Source organism: Geodermatophilus sp. SYSU D00705 (assembly GCF_054050135.1).
This window is the reverse complement of sequence record NZ_JBJGYT010000002.1, coordinates 52,877-66,337: the sequence shown is the minus strand read 5'-3', so window position 1 is coordinate 66,337 and position 13,461 is coordinate 52,877. Positions and strand designations below refer to the sequence as shown.

Sequence of the window (13,461 nt, the reverse complement as noted above, 5' to 3'; positions counted from 1 at the left end):
GGCACGGCGGGCCGGGACGTGCCGCCCGGTTACGCGGGCACGTGCGCGGGGTCGAGGACGACCTCGAACAGCGCGCGGGGGTCCTGCAGGGTGGCCGGCGGGCGGGCCGCCGACCGCGGGACGACACGGTCCCAGCGAGCCGGACGGCGGTGCGGCAGCAGCTCCCGTCCCTGGAAGAGGTACTCCCCCACCACCTCCCCGAGCAGCAGGCCGGCGCCGTGCTCGATCGGCAGGCCGACCCGGTCGCCGGGGCGGACCTCGTCGAGGAAGGCCGACAGCTGGCGCAGGTCCTTGGCGGGGCGCCGCCCGGAGATCTCCTTCGACAGCGCCCGCAGCTCGGCCGGGGTGAGACCGGTGGCGTCGACGTCGATGCCGGACTGGGTGCCCAGCCCCACGACCCCGGCGGCCAGGCACGCGCCGAGCTCGTTGTGCGCCCGGGGTCGCACCACCCAGACCCGGACGCCCTGCGGTGCGGGCGCCGGCGGGACGTCGTCCGGCTCGGGCCAGACGTAGGGCAGGTCGTCCGGCTCCGGACCGAAGCGCTCGGTGAACCGCGGCCGGTAGAAGTCCGGCTCCTTGGCCAGCAGGTTGGACCGGTGGGAGAGGTGCAGCGCCTCGTCCCCCACCCACGACGGCAGCAACCCGGCGCCGGCCAGCTCCGCCTGGGGCACGCCGGCGACGTCGGGCGCGAACTCCGAGATCAGCGAGTACGTGCTGTCGGCGAACCCGCGCTCGCGCCACACCCGGACCATCGCCAGCCCGTAGGCGACCAGCGCCGGCGTCCGCCCCCGCCACATCCGGACGACGGGGTGCGACACCCAGCCGTAGTCGGGCAGCTCGAGGGCGCGCAGCACCTGCAGGGTCTCGACCCGCTGCTTGCCGAGGCGGGGCGAGTCCAGGAGCCGGGCGCTGTCCTCGAAGTCGGCGACGGGCAGGAAGGTCTGCATCGCCGTCGGTCCTTCCCGGGCCGGCGTGGGGCCAACCGCCGGCGGTGCGGCCGGCCTCGCGGCTCACGCGACCAGGCGGCGGGCCAGATCGGGCAGGACGGTGCCGAGCGGGGCGTCGACCCGGACGTCGACCTTCGCGTCCCCGCGGGTGGGGCCGAGGTTGACCAGGCCCACCGGGATGCCGAGCTTCTCCGCCCGCAGCACGAACCGGTAGCCGCTCATGACGGTCAGCGAGGAGCCGAGGACCAGCAGGGCACCGGCGTGCTCGACCATCGCGAAACAGGTGTCGACCCGGTCGCGGGGCACGGTCTCGCCGAAGAACACGACGTCGGGCTTGAGCGGCCCGCGCCCGCAGGCCAGGCAGTCGACCATCACGAACCCGTCGAGGACCTCGTCGGGCAGCTCGGCGTCGCCGTCGGGGTTGACCTCGTCGGCGTGCGGTCCGAAGTGCGGGTTGGCCGCCCGGAGCCGCTCGTCGAGCGCGGCCCGGTCCGCGACGTCCCCGCAGGCGAGGCAGACCGTGCGGTCCAGGCCGCCGTGCAGCTCCAGGACGTCGCGCGCCCCGGCCGCCTGGTGCAGCCCGTCGACGTTCTGCGTGATGACGCCGGTGACCAGGCCGGCGGCCTGCAGGTCGGCGACCGCGCGGTGCCCGGCGTTGGGCCGGGCGGCGCGGATCTGCCGCCAGCCGACGAAGCTGCGCGCCCAGTAGCGGTGCCGGCCGCGGGGGTCGCGCAGGAAGGTCTGGTAGGTCATCGGCGTGTGCCGGCGCAGCGAGCCGGTGGCACCGCGGTAGTCGGGGATGCCCGAGTCGGTGGACAGCCCCGCGCCGGAGAGGACGACGACGTCGCCGTCGTCCACCAGCGCGGCGAGGTCGTCGAGGGCCGCCGGGTCGAGGGCCGGGGGCTCGACGACGGTGGGCAGTGCGGTCACCGGGCCATCGTCCCCTCCGAACCCGGTTCGCGCCGCCGGCTCAGCCGGCGGCGCGAAGCGGGGCCGGCTCAGCCGGCGGCCACCTCCCGGTCCAGCCGGCCCAGCAGGTCCTCGTACACGCGGCGCAGGCCCTTGGGGGCGAAGGTGCGCTCGAAGAAGCCGCCGATGCCGCCCGCGCCGTTCCAGGTGGTGCGGACCCGCACGGTGCTGCTGCCGGCGTCGGCGGGGTGCACCGTCCAGGTGGTCACCATCGACGAGCGGGTGTCGGTCTCCACGAGCGTCGAGGCGTCCGGCTGGGTCACCTCCACCAGCTGGTCGCGCACCCGCTTGGAGGTGGCGGCGAACCGCCAGGCGGCGCGGGTGCCCGCACCCTGCCCGCCGGCCTCGACCCGGTAGTCGCTGAACTGCTCGGGCAGCACCTTCCGCCGGGTCTCGGTGTAGTCGGCGAGGGCGGCGATCACCCGCTCCGAGGAAGCGCTGACGACGTGTTCGGCGGTGGCCACGACCTGTCCCATGGACCCCATCCTGCCCACCCCCGTCAGCCGCGGGTGGGACCGGGCACCGCCTGCGGGTCCAGCCCGGTCCGCATCCGCCAGGCGGCCAGCGCCACACCCAGCCCGACGTGCTGCGCCGGGTCCTCCACGGGCGCGCCGAGCAGCTGCTCGATGCGGTCGAGCCGGGCGTACAGGGACTGCCGGCGGATGCCCAGGACCGCCGCGGTGCGCGTCTTGCTCAGCCCGGTGGCCAGGTGCGCGTCGAGGGTGCGCAGCAGCTCGGTGCCGTGCGCGGCGTCGTGGTCGACCAACGGCCCGAGCTGGCCGGTGACGAACCGGCTGACCTCCACCGGCGAGGCGCCGGCGGCCAGCAGCCGGTGGACGGCGACGTCGCGGGCGAGCACCACGGGCTCCCGGCTGCCGACCCGCCGGCTGAGCGCCACCACCTCGCGCGCCTCGGCCACGGCGGCCGGGACGTCGGCCAGCGCGCCGACCGCGTCGGCCACGCCGACGGTGCGGATGACGCTGCCCAAGGGGCCGGCGCACAGCCGGGTGCGCAGGGCGGCCACGGCCTCCCGCTGTTGCCGGAGCTCGGGGCGCGGCCGGCCCCGCGCCAGCACGAGCACCGCGCTCCCGGCGGCGCCGACGAGGCACTGCCCCAGGACCTCCTCGGCGGCCTGCCGCACCGCGGGCACCGCCTCGCTGGTGGGGGTGCGGCGGTCGAACTCGACCGCGGCCACGAGGACCGGCACGCCGGGGGCGGGCACCCACCCGGCGGCGGACAGGCGGGCCCGCAGCTCGCCCTCGGAGGCCAGCACGCCGGCGACGAGGTCGGTGACCACGGCCTGCGCGAGCGACGGCCGGGAGCCGACGTCCGGGTGCCGGCCGAGCTCCAGCGCGACGGCGACCGCGGCCCGGTCGGCGACCCCCGTGCGCCGGGCGGTGCGCCGGCCCAGCAGGACCAGCCGGCCGACCGGCCCGTGCTGGCCGCGCACCTCGGCCACGGTCCGGTCGGTGGGGTGCGCGGTGCCGGGGAGGCGGCTGCGCTCGACCACCCGGCCGTCGACGTCCACCAGCTCGGCCGGGCAGTCGGCCATCCGGGCCACGGCGTCGAGCACCGCGGCGAGCCCCTGCCCGGAGACCACCAGGCCGAGCAGTTCCTGCCAGACCGGCTCTCCGGCGTGCCGCCAGGAGAGCTTGCGGCGCAGCAGCAGGTCGTGGAAGTCCTCGACCATGCGGACGAAGGGCACCACCTCGCGCAGCGCGAGGAGGACCACCCCGCGCCGCCGGGCGGTCGTGACCAGCTCCGGCGGGACGACGGAGAAGGTGCGTCCCACCTCCAGCGCCAGCGCGGCGCACCCGGCGTCGGCCAGCATCTCCACGTAGTCGACGACCTGCTGCGCGGACCGGCCGTGCAGCCCGAGGCCGGTGGTCAGGAGCAGCTCGCCCCCGGCCAGCAGCCCGCCCATCTCGTAGACCTCGGAGGAGTGCACCCAGCGGACGACGGCGGCGTGCGGGTCCCCGGCCAGCACCTCCGGGCCGGCCGCGCGCAGCGACGGCAGCTCCAGCACCTCGGACACGGTTGGCAGCACGGCGCAGCAGCCTCCGGGGCGCGGGGCACCGCGTCAAGCACAGGACCCTGCCGAGGAGACGTCGTGTCCCTTGTCGGGTACCCCGCACCGGCGGTTCGCTGCCGACGTCAGCGCGCGCCACCCACCCGCGAGGAGCCCCCGTGACCACACCCGCCCTGCCCGTCGTCCCCCCTGACCTCGATCCCGCCGACCGTGACCGGTTCTTCCTCGGTCTCGCGATCGACCAGGCGCGGATCGGCTGGGAGGAGGGCGGGGTACCGATCGGCGCCGCGCTGGTCGACGGCGACCGGGTGCTGGCCGTCGGCCGCAACCGCCGCGTCCAGATGGGCAGCGCCATCCGGCACGGCGAGACCGACTGCATCGAGCAGGCGGGCCGGCTGCCCGCGTCGGTCTACCGCCGCAGCACGCTCTACACGACCCTCTCCCCCTGCTTCATGTGCGCGGGGACGGCGCTCCTCTACGACATCCCGCGCATCGTCGTCGGGGAGAACCGCAACTTCCAGGCGTCGGAGGAGCTGCTCCGGTCCAAGGGTGTGCAGGTCGACGTCCTGGACGACGCCGAGTGCGTCGCGCTCATGGAGCGGATGCTGGCCGAGCGGCCGGAGCTGTGGCTCGAGGACATCGGGGAGGAGTCGTGACCGCCCCGGAGCGGTCCGCCCCCGCGGCCAGCGGGACCGAGGTGGTCGACCCCGACTACCCGGTCACGCCGGTCCCGGCGCACGCCCGCAAGTCGTTCTTCTCGGTGGCCGTCGTGCTGCTCGGGTTCACCGTCTTCACCCCCACGATGCTGGCCGGCGCCGCACTCGGGCCGGCGTTCTCCTTCGGCAGCCTGCTGGTGGTCATCGGCCTGGGCTCGGCGATCCTCGGGGCCTACGTCGCCGTCATGGGCTGGATCGGCGCGCGGACCGGGCTGACCACCGTCGTGATGGCCCGCTACACGCTGGGCTCGCGCGGCGCGAAGCTCGCCTCGGTGCTGCTCGGCGGCACGCAGATCGGCTGGTACGCCGTCGTCGTCGGGACGATCGGCGACCTCACCGCCGAGGCCACGGGCTGGAACTCCTACGGGGCCCGGGCCGCGATCATGATCGTGACCAGCGCGCTCATGTGCGCCACCGCCTACTGGGGCTACCACGGCATGTACTGGGTGTCCCTGGTCTCCACGCCGCTGATCCTGATCCTGGCCTTCTGGGTGCTGGCCCGGTCACTGCAGGAGGTCGGCGGGTTCGGCGGCCTGGCCGGGGTCGAGCCGACGACGTCCATGGCGCTCGCCGTGGCCGTCACCACCGTGGTCGGGACCTTCGTGTCGGCCGGCACCCAGGCGCCCAACTGGACGCGGTTCGCCCGGCGCGGCTCGCACGCGGTGTGGGCCTGCATCATCGGGTTCCTCGTCGGCAACGGGCTGATGATCTTCTTCGGCGCGGTCGGGGCGCTGACCTTCGGCGAGGGCGACTTCGTCCTCGTGCTGTACCAGCTCGGGCTGGTCGGCTGGGGCCTGGTGCTGCTGTTCGGCAACCTCTGGAAGAGCAACGCCGACACCGCCTACGCCTTCGGCGTGGCCGGCGCGGAGCTGTTCAACCGGCCCAGCAAGGCGCCGTTCGTCATCGGCGGGTCGATCATCGCCACCGTGCTGGCCCTGACCGGGGTGCAGAACCACCTGGTCGACTACCTGGTCCTGCTCGGCACCTTCATCCCGCCGCTGGGCGGCGTGATCATCGGCGACTTCCTCGCCCGCTGGCGGCGGCGCGGCATCCCCGCCGACACCGTCCCGCCCGCCGTCCGGTGGCCGAACCTCCTCGCCTACGCGGTGGCCGCCTTCCTGGCGTGGCTCAGCGGCGAGCTCGGCATCGGCATCCCGCCCGTGATCGGCATCGTCGTCGCCATCGCCCTGTCGATGGGGCTGTCCCGCACGGGCGCCCCGACGCCGGTCGGCGCGCGGGGCTGACCCGTCGTCCGTGGGGCGCGCGACCCGCGTGCCCCACGGACCCCGGGTGACCGATCTCACGACCGCCCGCCGCCGGGGCCGGGTACCACGGACGGGTGACCGCTCCGCTGTCCCTCACCCGTTCCGGCTCCGGTGAGCCGCTCCTGCTCCTGCACGGCATGGGCAGCTCCCGGCGCGACTTCACCGCCGTCCTGCCCGAGCTGCGCGCGCACTTCGACGTGGTCAACGTCGACCTGCCCGGCATCGGGCGCTCACCGCACCTGGAGCAGCGCCCCACCGTCGCGGCGATCGCCGACGCCGTCGAGCAGACCCTGGACGCCCAGGGCCTCGGCCGGGTGCACGTGCTGGGCAACTCGCTGGGCGCCCGCATCGCCCTCGAGCTCGCCGTCCGCGGCCGTGCCCTGTCGGTGGTGGCGATCTCCCCGTCGGGCCTCAACGTGCCGCAGGAGCGCGTCCACCAGGGCCTCGGCATGGGCACGGCGCGGATCGCCATGCGGGTGGCCCAGCCGCTGATCGAGACCGTCTCCCGCTCGGCCGTCGGGCGGGCCGCGCTGCTGGCGCCGCTGAAGGCCCGCCCGTGGAGCACCTCCCCGGAGGAGGCCGTCGGCGCGCGGGAGGGGTTCGCGGAGTCCCGCGACTTCTGGCGCACCGTGCTGTGGGCCCTGATGCTCGACGTCCCCCGCGGCCTGGACCGGATCGCGTGTCCGGTCACCCTCGTGCAGGGCGTCGGGGACTGGGTCGCCTCGGGCCAGACCGTGCGCTACCTGCCGCTGGTCCCCGGCTCGCGCTTCAGCCCGCTGATGATGGCCGGCCACGCCCCGCAGTCCGACCGGCCGGCGACGATCGCCCGCCTGGTGTCGGAGACCGCCGGACGCCGGGAGCCCGAGCGCCTGCGCGCCGTCGCCTGACCGGCCGTCAGCAGCGGGGCGTCAGCCGCCGGGCCTCTCCTCGGCGTTGAGGTAGGCGCAGCGGAACCGGGCACCGGACATCGCCTCGGTGAACCGCGCCTCCCACGCCGGGTCGGCCGCCGGGAAGGTCTCGAACACGCGGTCCTCGAGCACCACCGGCAGCCCGTCGAGCCCGGTGTAGGAACGCCGCAGCAGCACCCGCGTGACACCGTCCACCTCGTCGTGGGCCGGCGCCCAGCGGGCCTGGGCGACGGCGGCGGCGATCTCGGACTTCGCACGGGCGGGCAACCGGGTCTGGCCCGCGCCCGTGCGCAGCACCGGCCGGGTGGACCAGGTGCCCAGCGCGTACAGCAGCAGGGCGGCCAGCAGCACCAGGAGGGTGAGCTCGGCCAGCGCGACCACCATGCGCTGACGGTAGTTCGCCGGGGCCGCCCCGGGGGGACCTCGCCCCGCGCCCGCTAACCTCCTCGGGTACGCCCCGGTCGGTCCGCCGACGAGCCCCCGTAGCTCAGGGGATAGAGCATCGGTTTCCTAAACCGTGTGTCGCAGGTTCGAATCCTGCCGGGGGCACCCTCCCTCCTTCGAGGGGCACCGATCCCGACGCGGCTCCCCGCCTGGTACACCAGCCACAGCGGCGGGCGCGGCCCGCCACCGTCATCGGAGCCGATTGCGGGGGCGGTCCATGTCGAGAACGGTCCAGGCCGTCTCGTGCGCCCTCGTGGTGGCGGCACTGAGCGGCTGCACCGCGGTGCAGATCCCCGGCCGGGCCGCGGAGGTCACGACCGCCGCTGACACGCAGCGCAGTGCAGCCCTCTGCAGCGCCCTCCAGCCCGACACCGTGCACCGGGGACTGTCGGCCGCTGCCGGACGACCGGTGGCCGGGCCGTTCGACGTGGTCCCCGGGCCCGTGCGGGAGATCCCCGGCGAGGCCAGCTCGCTCGCCTGCGTGCTCACCACGCGGGGCGAGGAGCCGTTCACCGTGCCGGGGTGCGTCACCGGCGCCTCGCAGGTCCACGCGACCATCCGGGACTTCAGCTACGGACCCTTCTTCGTGACCTACGAGGACGAGGACGCCGCAGCAGAGGTCGGTGGCGCCACCGCGGTCGAGTTCCACGAGGAGGCCTTCGCCAACAGCGCTCTGCTCGAGGACCGCCACCCCTGGGAGCGCGTCCCCGGCGGCAGCTTCCTGCCCGGCCAGGCGACGCTCCAACGCGTGATCGAGCCGAACAACCAGCTCCTGTGGCTCGACGTCGGCGGTCCGGGGGCAGATGACGCAGGCGGCCGGTGCGACGCGGTACGCGACCTGCTGGTGGCCGCGTCCGACCGCGTGGTCGCGGCCGCCGGGAGCCTGCGGCCCTGATGACGCGTCAGTCGCGGTGGTGGGCGACGGCGCGCATGCGCACTTCCCACCGGCGAGCGGGTACCGGTGTCCCATGGGAACGCGCAGTGCAGCGGTGGCCGCCGCCGACCAGTGGACCGACCCAGACGACGGCATCCGCTACCCCGCCGGCGAGGTCCACGCGTGGGAGCGCGGGCGCAACGAGACGGCCTGCGGCCTGTCGCTCAGCAAGTCACGGCTGACCCGCTTCCCGCACGTCAGCTGGGCCGACGTCCAGCCGGAGTCGGGCCGGCACGCGGAGGGTGTCCAGGCCGTGTGCCGCCGCTGCCGGGCGGCCCAGGGCGCCCGCCGGGACGAGCGGCGCTGGACGCGGACCGACCCCCGCCCCCGACCGTGAGGAGGCCGCCACCGCCGGTCACGCGGCCGGGGGGAGCCCGGCGCGGCGAAACACTCGGGGGCTCCGAGGCGTTACCGTTCCAGTACGCATGTCGAGCCCCGGCAACGGCGCCAGGGCGAGCGGAGGTGGAACACGAGCATGGAGACGAGCGTGGTCGACGTCCCCGATCGGGGGCGCTTCGAGGTGCTGCTCGACGGCCGGGTCGTCGGTCTGGCGAGCTACCACGTCGAGAACGGCACCATGGCGCTGCCGCACACCGAGGTGGATCCCTCCGTCGGCGGGCGTGGCATCGGGAAGGTGCTGGTCGCCGGCGTCCTCGCCGCCGCCCGTGAGCGCGGCCTGCACGTGCTCCCCTACTGCTCCTTCGTCCGCCACTACATCCAGCAGCACCCCGAGGAGCTCGACCTCGTCGCCGACGACGAGCGTCCACACTTCGGCCTGGAGACGGCCGCCCGCTGACCTGCGGAGCCGCGGGCGGCTCCCTACGCTGGCGCGGGTGCCGACCGCGATGCTGTGGTTCCGTCGCGACCTGCGGCTCGGTGACCACCCGGCACTGCTGGCCGCGCGCGACGCGGCCGGTCCCGACGGCGCCGTCCTGCCCGTCTTCGTCATCGATCCCCGGCTGTGGGACCCCGCCGGGGCCCCACGCCGGAGGTTCCTGCTCGACTGCCTCGCCGACCTGGGGACGGCGGTCGACGGAGCGCTCGTGCTGCGCTCCGGCGACCCGGCGCGGGTGGTCCCCGCGCTGGCCCGCGAGGTCGCCGCCGGCAGCGTGCACGTCTCCGCCGACGCCGGGCCCTACGGCCGCCGGCGGGACGCCGCCGTGGAGCACGCCCTCGGCGAGGTGCCGCTGGTGCGGACCGGCTCGCCGTACGCGGTGACGCCGGGGCGGGTGACCAAGGGCGACGGGACGCCGTTCCGCGTGTTCTCCCCCTTCGCCCGGGCCTGGCGCGCGCACGGGTGGCGCGCACCGGCGCCGCGGCCACGGTCGGCCCGCTGGTGCACCGGCGTCCGTTCCGAGCCGCCCCCTCAGGCCCCGCCGCTGGACGGCGTCGTCCTGCCGCCCGCCGGTGAGGCCGCCGCCCGGGCCGCGTGGCGGCGCTTCCTGGACCAGCGGCTGGCCGGCTACCGCGACACCCGCAACACCCCGGGCACCGACGGCACCAGCCGGCTGTCGGCGTACCTGAAGTACGGCTGCCTCCACCCCCGCACGCTGCTGGCCGACCTGGCGGAGGAGGCCGGCGAGTCGGCGGCGAGCTACGTCGACGAGCTGGCGTGGCGGGAGTTCTACGCCGACGTCCTGTGGCACCGCCCCGAGACGCACCGGGAGGCCTTCGACCGGCGGATGCGTGCGCTCGCGTACGACACCGGCCCGGACGCCGACGAGCGGTTCGCCGCCTGGGCGGCCGGTCGCACCGGGTACCCGATCGTCGACGCCGGGATGCGGCAGCTGCTCGGCGAGGCGTGGGTGCACAACCGCGTGCGCATGGTCGTGGCGTCGTTCCTGGTCAAGGACCTGCACGTCGACTGGTGGCGCGGCGCGCGGTACTTCCTCGCCCACCTGGTCGACGGCGACCTGGCCAGCAACAACCACGGGTGGCAGTGGGTCGCCGGCACCGGCACGGACGCCTCGCCCTACCACCGCGTCTTCAACCCCGTCCGTCAGGGCAGGGAGTACGACCCGGACGGTGCCTACGTGCGGCGGTGGGTGCCCGAGCTGCGCGACGTCCCGACCCGGTACGTGCACGAGCCGTGGCTCGCGCCGGACGGCGTCCCCGACGGGTACCCGCTGCCGATCGTCGACCACGCCGAGGAGCGCCGGGTGGCACTGGACCGCTACGCCCGGCTGCGCGGGGCCTGACCCGGCCTCGCGGAACTCAGCCCCGCGAGCGGATCCAGCCGGGCAGCAGGCCGGAGTCGAACAGCCGCTCCCGCAGCGGCGTCACCAGCTCGACCAGCCGCTGCGCGCCGGTCGCGCCGAGATGCGCCCAGCCGGGCAGGGCGAGGACGTCGGTCGTCGCCTCCACCTCCTGGCGCAGCGCCCGCCCGGCCGCGGTCAGGCCGCCGTCGTCGACCAGCCCGCGCGATCGGCACCGCTCGACACCGGCCGTCCACTCGTCGTCGGACCAGCCGCGGGTCGTGCGCACGAAGTCGGTGCTGTCCGACGCCAGCCCGCCGGTGACCAGGGCCTCCACCGGGTCCAGACCGGCGGCCATCAGCGCGGTGACGTGACCGTCGCCGCGGTGCTCGCGGAGCAGCAGGCCGGCGTGCCACAGCTGCAGCAGCGGGTCGTCGGGCCACGCGGCGCCGCTCCAGGCCGCGTAGAGCGGGCGGCCGGCGGCGGACAGCCCTGCGCAGGCGTCCCGCGCCAGCGCCAGCGCCTCCCCGACGTCGGGCTCGCCGAGCACCCGGTGCAGGGCCGCTGCGACGCCCCGGACGCGGGCGGCGGCCCACTGCTCCGGCGTCCCGGCCGCCCAGACCGCCGGCACCGCACCGGCGACGAGGTCGCGCGAGAACACGTAGAAGGTCGCGACGACGACGGCGGGGTCGACCGGCCCGAGGGCGGACGCGCGGGCGGCGAAGTAGCCGGCGCGGGTCGCGGGCACGCCGAACCCGTCGTAGGCCTCCTGCACCTCGGGGGCGAAGAACCCCACGACGTGCACGGTCTCCAGCGAGCCCCAGGCCGCCCGCGCCAGCTGCGGTGTCACCGGTGTCACACGGGCATCGTGGCGGATGCGCAGGTCAGGCGCGAAGCTGGAGACGTGACCGGTCGAGCCGCCCGTGCCTGAGGGACACACCCTGTTCCGGCTGGCCCGGGACCAGTCGCTGGCCTTCGCCGGTCGCCCGGTGCACGTCACCAGCCCGCAGGGCCGGTTCGCCGCGGGTGCGGCGCTGCTGGACGGGCGGGTGCTCGACGACGTGACCTCCTACGGCAAGCACCTGTTCGCCTGCTTCGGCGCCGACACCCTGCACGTGCACCTCGGGCTCTACGGCACCTACACGTCGGGCACCGGCGTCCCCCCGGCGCCGCGGGGCGCGCTGCGGATGCGCTGGGAGGGCGAGGGCCCCGACGGCCTCGGCGTGTGGACCGACCTGCGCGGCGCGACCGCGTGCGAGGTGCTCACCACCGCCGAGGTCGACCGGATCCTGGACCGCCTCGGCCCCGACCCGCTGCGGCCCCGGACCGACGGCATGCGCGCCCACCGCCGGATCTCCGGCAGCCGCACCGCGATCGGCGCGCTGCTCATGGACCAGTCGGTGCTGGCCGGCGTCGGCAACGTCTACCGCGCCGAGCTCCTGTTCCGGCACCGGGTCTCTCCGTTCCGCCCGGGCCGGGACGTCGACGCCGACCTGTGGGCGCGGATGTGGGCCGACCTGGTGGTGCTCATGCGGGCCGGGGTCCGGATGGGCCGGATCGTGACCACCCGCCCGGAGGACCGCACCCGCCGTCGCGGCGCGGTGGTCCGGGAGGACGCGCACTACGTGTACCGCCGCACCGGCCTCCCCTGCCGCATCTGCGGCACCGAGGTCCGGACCCAGGAGATGGTCGGCCGCAACCTGCACTGGTGCCCCGTCTGCCAGGCCGCGTGACCGCCCGCGGGTGACCCTCCGCGGGGTGAGTGACCGCCGCCACAGCCGTGGTTATCGTGGCGGGATGGTCGGTACGGCGCGCGCTGTGGTCGTCGCCGTGCTGGCGTGCGCCGGTCTCGCCCTGGGGCTGCCGGCGGCCGCGGCGTCCACCCCCGACGAGCCCTCGGCCGTCGGGTACGACGTCTCGCACCCGCAGTGCGGCGACGACCTCCCCGAGGACCACGCCTTCGCCATCGTCGGCGTCAACGGCGGGCTGGCGACCCGGCCCAACCCCTGCCTGGCCGAGCAGCTCGAGTGGGCCGCGGACGCGACCGGTGCGGTGGACGGGCAGCCCGGCCTGCAGCTCTACGTCAACACGGCCAACCCCGGGGAGTTCATCGACGTCCTGCACACCTGGCCGTTGCGCGGCAGCACCCCGTACGGCGCCTGCCAGGGCGGCAACAGCACCGCGTGCTCCTGGCAGTACGGCTGGCTGCGCGCCTACGTGACCGTCGAGGCGTTCTTCGTGCGGGCGGCGCAGGAGGCCGGGGTCGTCGCCGACCCGGCCGCGCACCGCTGGTGGCTCGACGTCGAGACGATGAACACCTGGCAGTACGGCTCCGCGGCCGCCCGGGCGCGCAACCGCGCGGCGCTGGAGGGCATGACCACCTACCTGACCGACCGCGGCGCCGAGGTCGGGCTCTACTCGACCGGCGCCCAGTGGAGCCTGATCGCCGGCGACGTCCCCCCGGGCAGCCCCCTCCACGAGCTGGACAGCTGGCTGGCCGGGGCCACCACCCTCGCCGGCGCCGAGGCCGCCTGCGGGCGGCCGGCGCTGACCGGCGGCGGCGAGGTGGTCCTCACCCAGTACGTCTCCGACGGGCTGGACCACGACCACGCCTGCGACTAGAGCGGGCGCGGGCCGGAGGAACACCCGACGCGCACCTCTCCCTTCGCGCCGACCTGGATCACGGAGACGGTGCGCCGGCAGCAGCCCGGGTGGACCTCCTCAGAGGGCGCCCTTGCCCTGCTCCCCCGCCGGGACCGCGGAGAGCACCTGCAGCTCCGGGGTGCCGGCGAGCCGGCCCTCCAGCGCCTTGCTCAGCGCGGCGAACGGCTCCCCCTTGCCGTGGGCGGCGAGCGCCTCGGGGCTGGCCCACTGCTCGATCATCACCAGCCGGCCGTCCTGGCCCTCGTGCAGCGCGTAGCGCTGGCACCCGTCCTCCTCGTGCACCTGCGGGATCGCGGTCAGCACGGCCTCCCGGACGGCGTCGGCGTGCTCGGGCTGGGGGGTGATGGTCGCGACGACGACGACGGCCACGGGCTGCTCCTCGGGTGCGGT

Annotated in this window: 15 protein-coding genes, 1 tRNA gene and 1 pseudogene; 10 read left to right on the top strand and 7 right to left on the bottom strand. The window is 75.8% G+C overall.

Translation table 11 applies throughout. The features are described 5' to 3' along the window. Positions 1–29: 29 nt before the first annotated feature. The 4 genes from ACI78Q_RS01745 to ACI78Q_RS01730 form a co-directional block, all read right to left on the bottom strand. Complete coding sequence (locus ACI78Q_RS01745) at positions 30–947, bottom strand: MSMEG_6728 family protein (protein WP_456921589.1); 918 nt, start codon at positions 945–947, stop codon at positions 30–32. Positions 948–1,010: 63 nt separating this feature from the next. Next, complete coding sequence (locus tag ACI78Q_RS01740) at positions 1,011–1,877, bottom strand: NAD-dependent protein deacetylase (protein WP_456921588.1); 867 nt, start codon at positions 1,875–1,877, stop codon at positions 1,011–1,013. 68 nt (positions 1,878–1,945) lie between these two features. After that, a complete protein-coding gene (locus ACI78Q_RS01735) occupies positions 1,946–2,392 on the bottom strand; it encodes an SRPBCC family protein (RefSeq protein WP_456921587.1) in 447 nt (148 codons plus the stop codon). A gap of 23 nt (positions 2,393–2,415) precedes the next feature. Then, a complete protein-coding gene (locus tag ACI78Q_RS01730) occupies positions 2,416–3,963 on the bottom strand; it encodes a PucR family transcriptional regulator ligand-binding domain-containing protein (protein WP_456921586.1) in 1,548 nt (515 codons plus the stop codon). Positions 3,964–4,103: 140 nt separating this feature from the next. On the opposite strand from ACI78Q_RS01730, the gene ACI78Q_RS01725 reads away from it, so the two are divergent. From ACI78Q_RS01725 to ACI78Q_RS01715, 3 genes are all read left to right on the top strand, one after another. Further along, positions 4,104–4,601 (top strand): nucleoside deaminase, encoded by a 498-nt coding sequence (locus tag ACI78Q_RS01725; RefSeq protein ID WP_456921584.1) that lies wholly within the window; start codon positions 4,104–4,106, stop codon positions 4,599–4,601. Then, positions 4,598–5,905, top strand: a complete 1,308-nt coding sequence (gene codB, locus ACI78Q_RS01720; protein WP_456921583.1) for a cytosine permease — start codon at positions 4,598–4,600, stop codon at positions 5,903–5,905. The genes ACI78Q_RS01725 and codB overlap by 4 nt, the downstream gene beginning before the upstream one ends. Before the next feature lie 95 nt (positions 5,906–6,000). Beyond that, positions 6,001–6,813 carry an alpha/beta fold hydrolase gene (locus ACI78Q_RS01715; RefSeq protein WP_456921582.1) on the top strand — a complete coding sequence of 271 codons (813 nt, stop codon included), beginning with the start codon at positions 6,001–6,003 and terminating at the stop codon, positions 6,811–6,813. A 21-nt stretch (positions 6,814–6,834) separates the two neighbouring features. Here the strand turns inward: ACI78Q_RS01715 and ACI78Q_RS01710 are convergent, their stop codons facing one another. Continuing rightward, the gene (locus ACI78Q_RS01710) at positions 6,835–7,218 is read right to left on the bottom strand and encodes a hypothetical protein (protein ID WP_456921581.1); all 384 of its coding nucleotides are present in this window, start codon (positions 7,216–7,218) and stop codon (positions 6,835–6,837) included. A 92-nt stretch (positions 7,219–7,310) separates the two neighbouring features. Here ACI78Q_RS01710 and ACI78Q_RS01705 point away from each other — a divergent pair. The 5 genes and pseudogenes from ACI78Q_RS01705 to ACI78Q_RS01685 all read left to right on the top strand — a co-directional run bounded on the left by ACI78Q_RS01705 (position 7,311) and on the right by ACI78Q_RS01685 (position 10,410). Then, positions 7,311–7,383: transfer RNA gene (locus ACI78Q_RS01705), tRNA-Arg, on the top strand. Between the two features lie 112 nt (positions 7,384–7,495). Further along, entirely contained in the window at positions 7,496–8,173 is a 678-nt protein-coding gene (locus ACI78Q_RS01700) for a hypothetical protein (protein ID WP_456921580.1), read from the top strand. A 73-nt stretch (positions 8,174–8,246) separates the two neighbouring features. Next, positions 8,247–8,549, top strand: coding sequence for a hypothetical protein (locus tag ACI78Q_RS01695; protein ID WP_456921579.1), 303 nt, complete (start codon positions 8,247–8,249; stop codon positions 8,547–8,549). Positions 8,550–8,678: 129 nt separating this feature from the next. Then, positions 8,679–9,008 (top strand): annotated as a pseudogene (locus tag ACI78Q_RS01690) (GNAT family N-acetyltransferase); the annotation flags it as partial. A gap of 37 nt (positions 9,009–9,045) precedes the next feature. After that, positions 9,046–10,410, top strand: coding sequence for a cryptochrome/photolyase family protein (locus tag ACI78Q_RS01685; RefSeq protein ID WP_456921578.1), 1,365 nt, complete (start codon positions 9,046–9,048; stop codon positions 10,408–10,410). A gap of 16 nt (positions 10,411–10,426) precedes the next feature. On the opposite strand, the gene ACI78Q_RS01680 is transcribed toward ACI78Q_RS01685, so the two are convergent. After that, the gene (locus tag ACI78Q_RS01680; RefSeq protein ID WP_456921577.1) at positions 10,427–11,266 is read right to left on the bottom strand and encodes an SCO6745 family protein; all 840 of its coding nucleotides are present in this window, start codon (positions 11,264–11,266) and stop codon (positions 10,427–10,429) included. Positions 11,267–11,330: 64 nt separating this feature from the next. Between ACI78Q_RS01680 and ACI78Q_RS01675 the strand changes: the two genes are divergently transcribed. Both ACI78Q_RS01675 and ACI78Q_RS01670 read left to right on the top strand, forming a co-directional pair. Next, the gene (locus tag ACI78Q_RS01675) at positions 11,331–12,140 is read left to right on the top strand and encodes an Fpg/Nei family DNA glycosylase (protein ID WP_456921576.1); all 810 of its coding nucleotides are present in this window, start codon (positions 11,331–11,333) and stop codon (positions 12,138–12,140) included. Positions 12,141–12,204: 64 nt separating this feature from the next. Further along, a complete protein-coding gene (locus tag ACI78Q_RS01670; protein ID WP_456921575.1) occupies positions 12,205–13,029 on the top strand; it encodes a hypothetical protein in 825 nt (274 codons plus the stop codon). 99 nt (positions 13,030–13,128) lie between these two features. On the opposite strand, the gene ACI78Q_RS01665 is transcribed toward ACI78Q_RS01670, so the two are convergent. Continuing rightward, positions 13,129–13,440, bottom strand: coding sequence for a putative quinol monooxygenase (locus ACI78Q_RS01665; protein WP_456921574.1), 312 nt, complete (start codon positions 13,438–13,440; stop codon positions 13,129–13,131). Between the last annotated feature and the right edge of the window lie 21 nt (positions 13,441–13,461).

Coding starts and splice junctions, on each gene's coding strand:
- ACI78Q_RS01745 (WP_456921589.1), bottom strand. CDS start 947: ATGCAGACCTTCCTGCCCGTCGCCGACTTCGAGGACAGCGCCCGGCTC.
- ACI78Q_RS01735 (WP_456921587.1), bottom strand. CDS start 2,392: ATGGGACAGGTCGTGGCCACCGCCGAACACGTCGTCAGCGCTTCCTCG.
- ACI78Q_RS01710 (WP_456921581.1), bottom strand. CDS start 7,218: ATGGTGGTCGCGCTGGCCGAGCTCACCCTCCTGGTGCTGCTGGCCGCC.
- ACI78Q_RS01700 (WP_456921580.1), top strand. CDS start 7,496: ATGTCGAGAACGGTCCAGGCCGTCTCGTGCGCCCTCGTGGTGGCGGCA.
- ACI78Q_RS01695 (WP_456921579.1), top strand. CDS start 8,247: ATGGGAACGCGCAGTGCAGCGGTGGCCGCCGCCGACCAGTGGACCGAC.
- ACI78Q_RS01670 (WP_456921575.1), top strand. CDS start 12,205: ATGGTCGGTACGGCGCGCGCTGTGGTCGTCGCCGTGCTGGCGTGCGCC.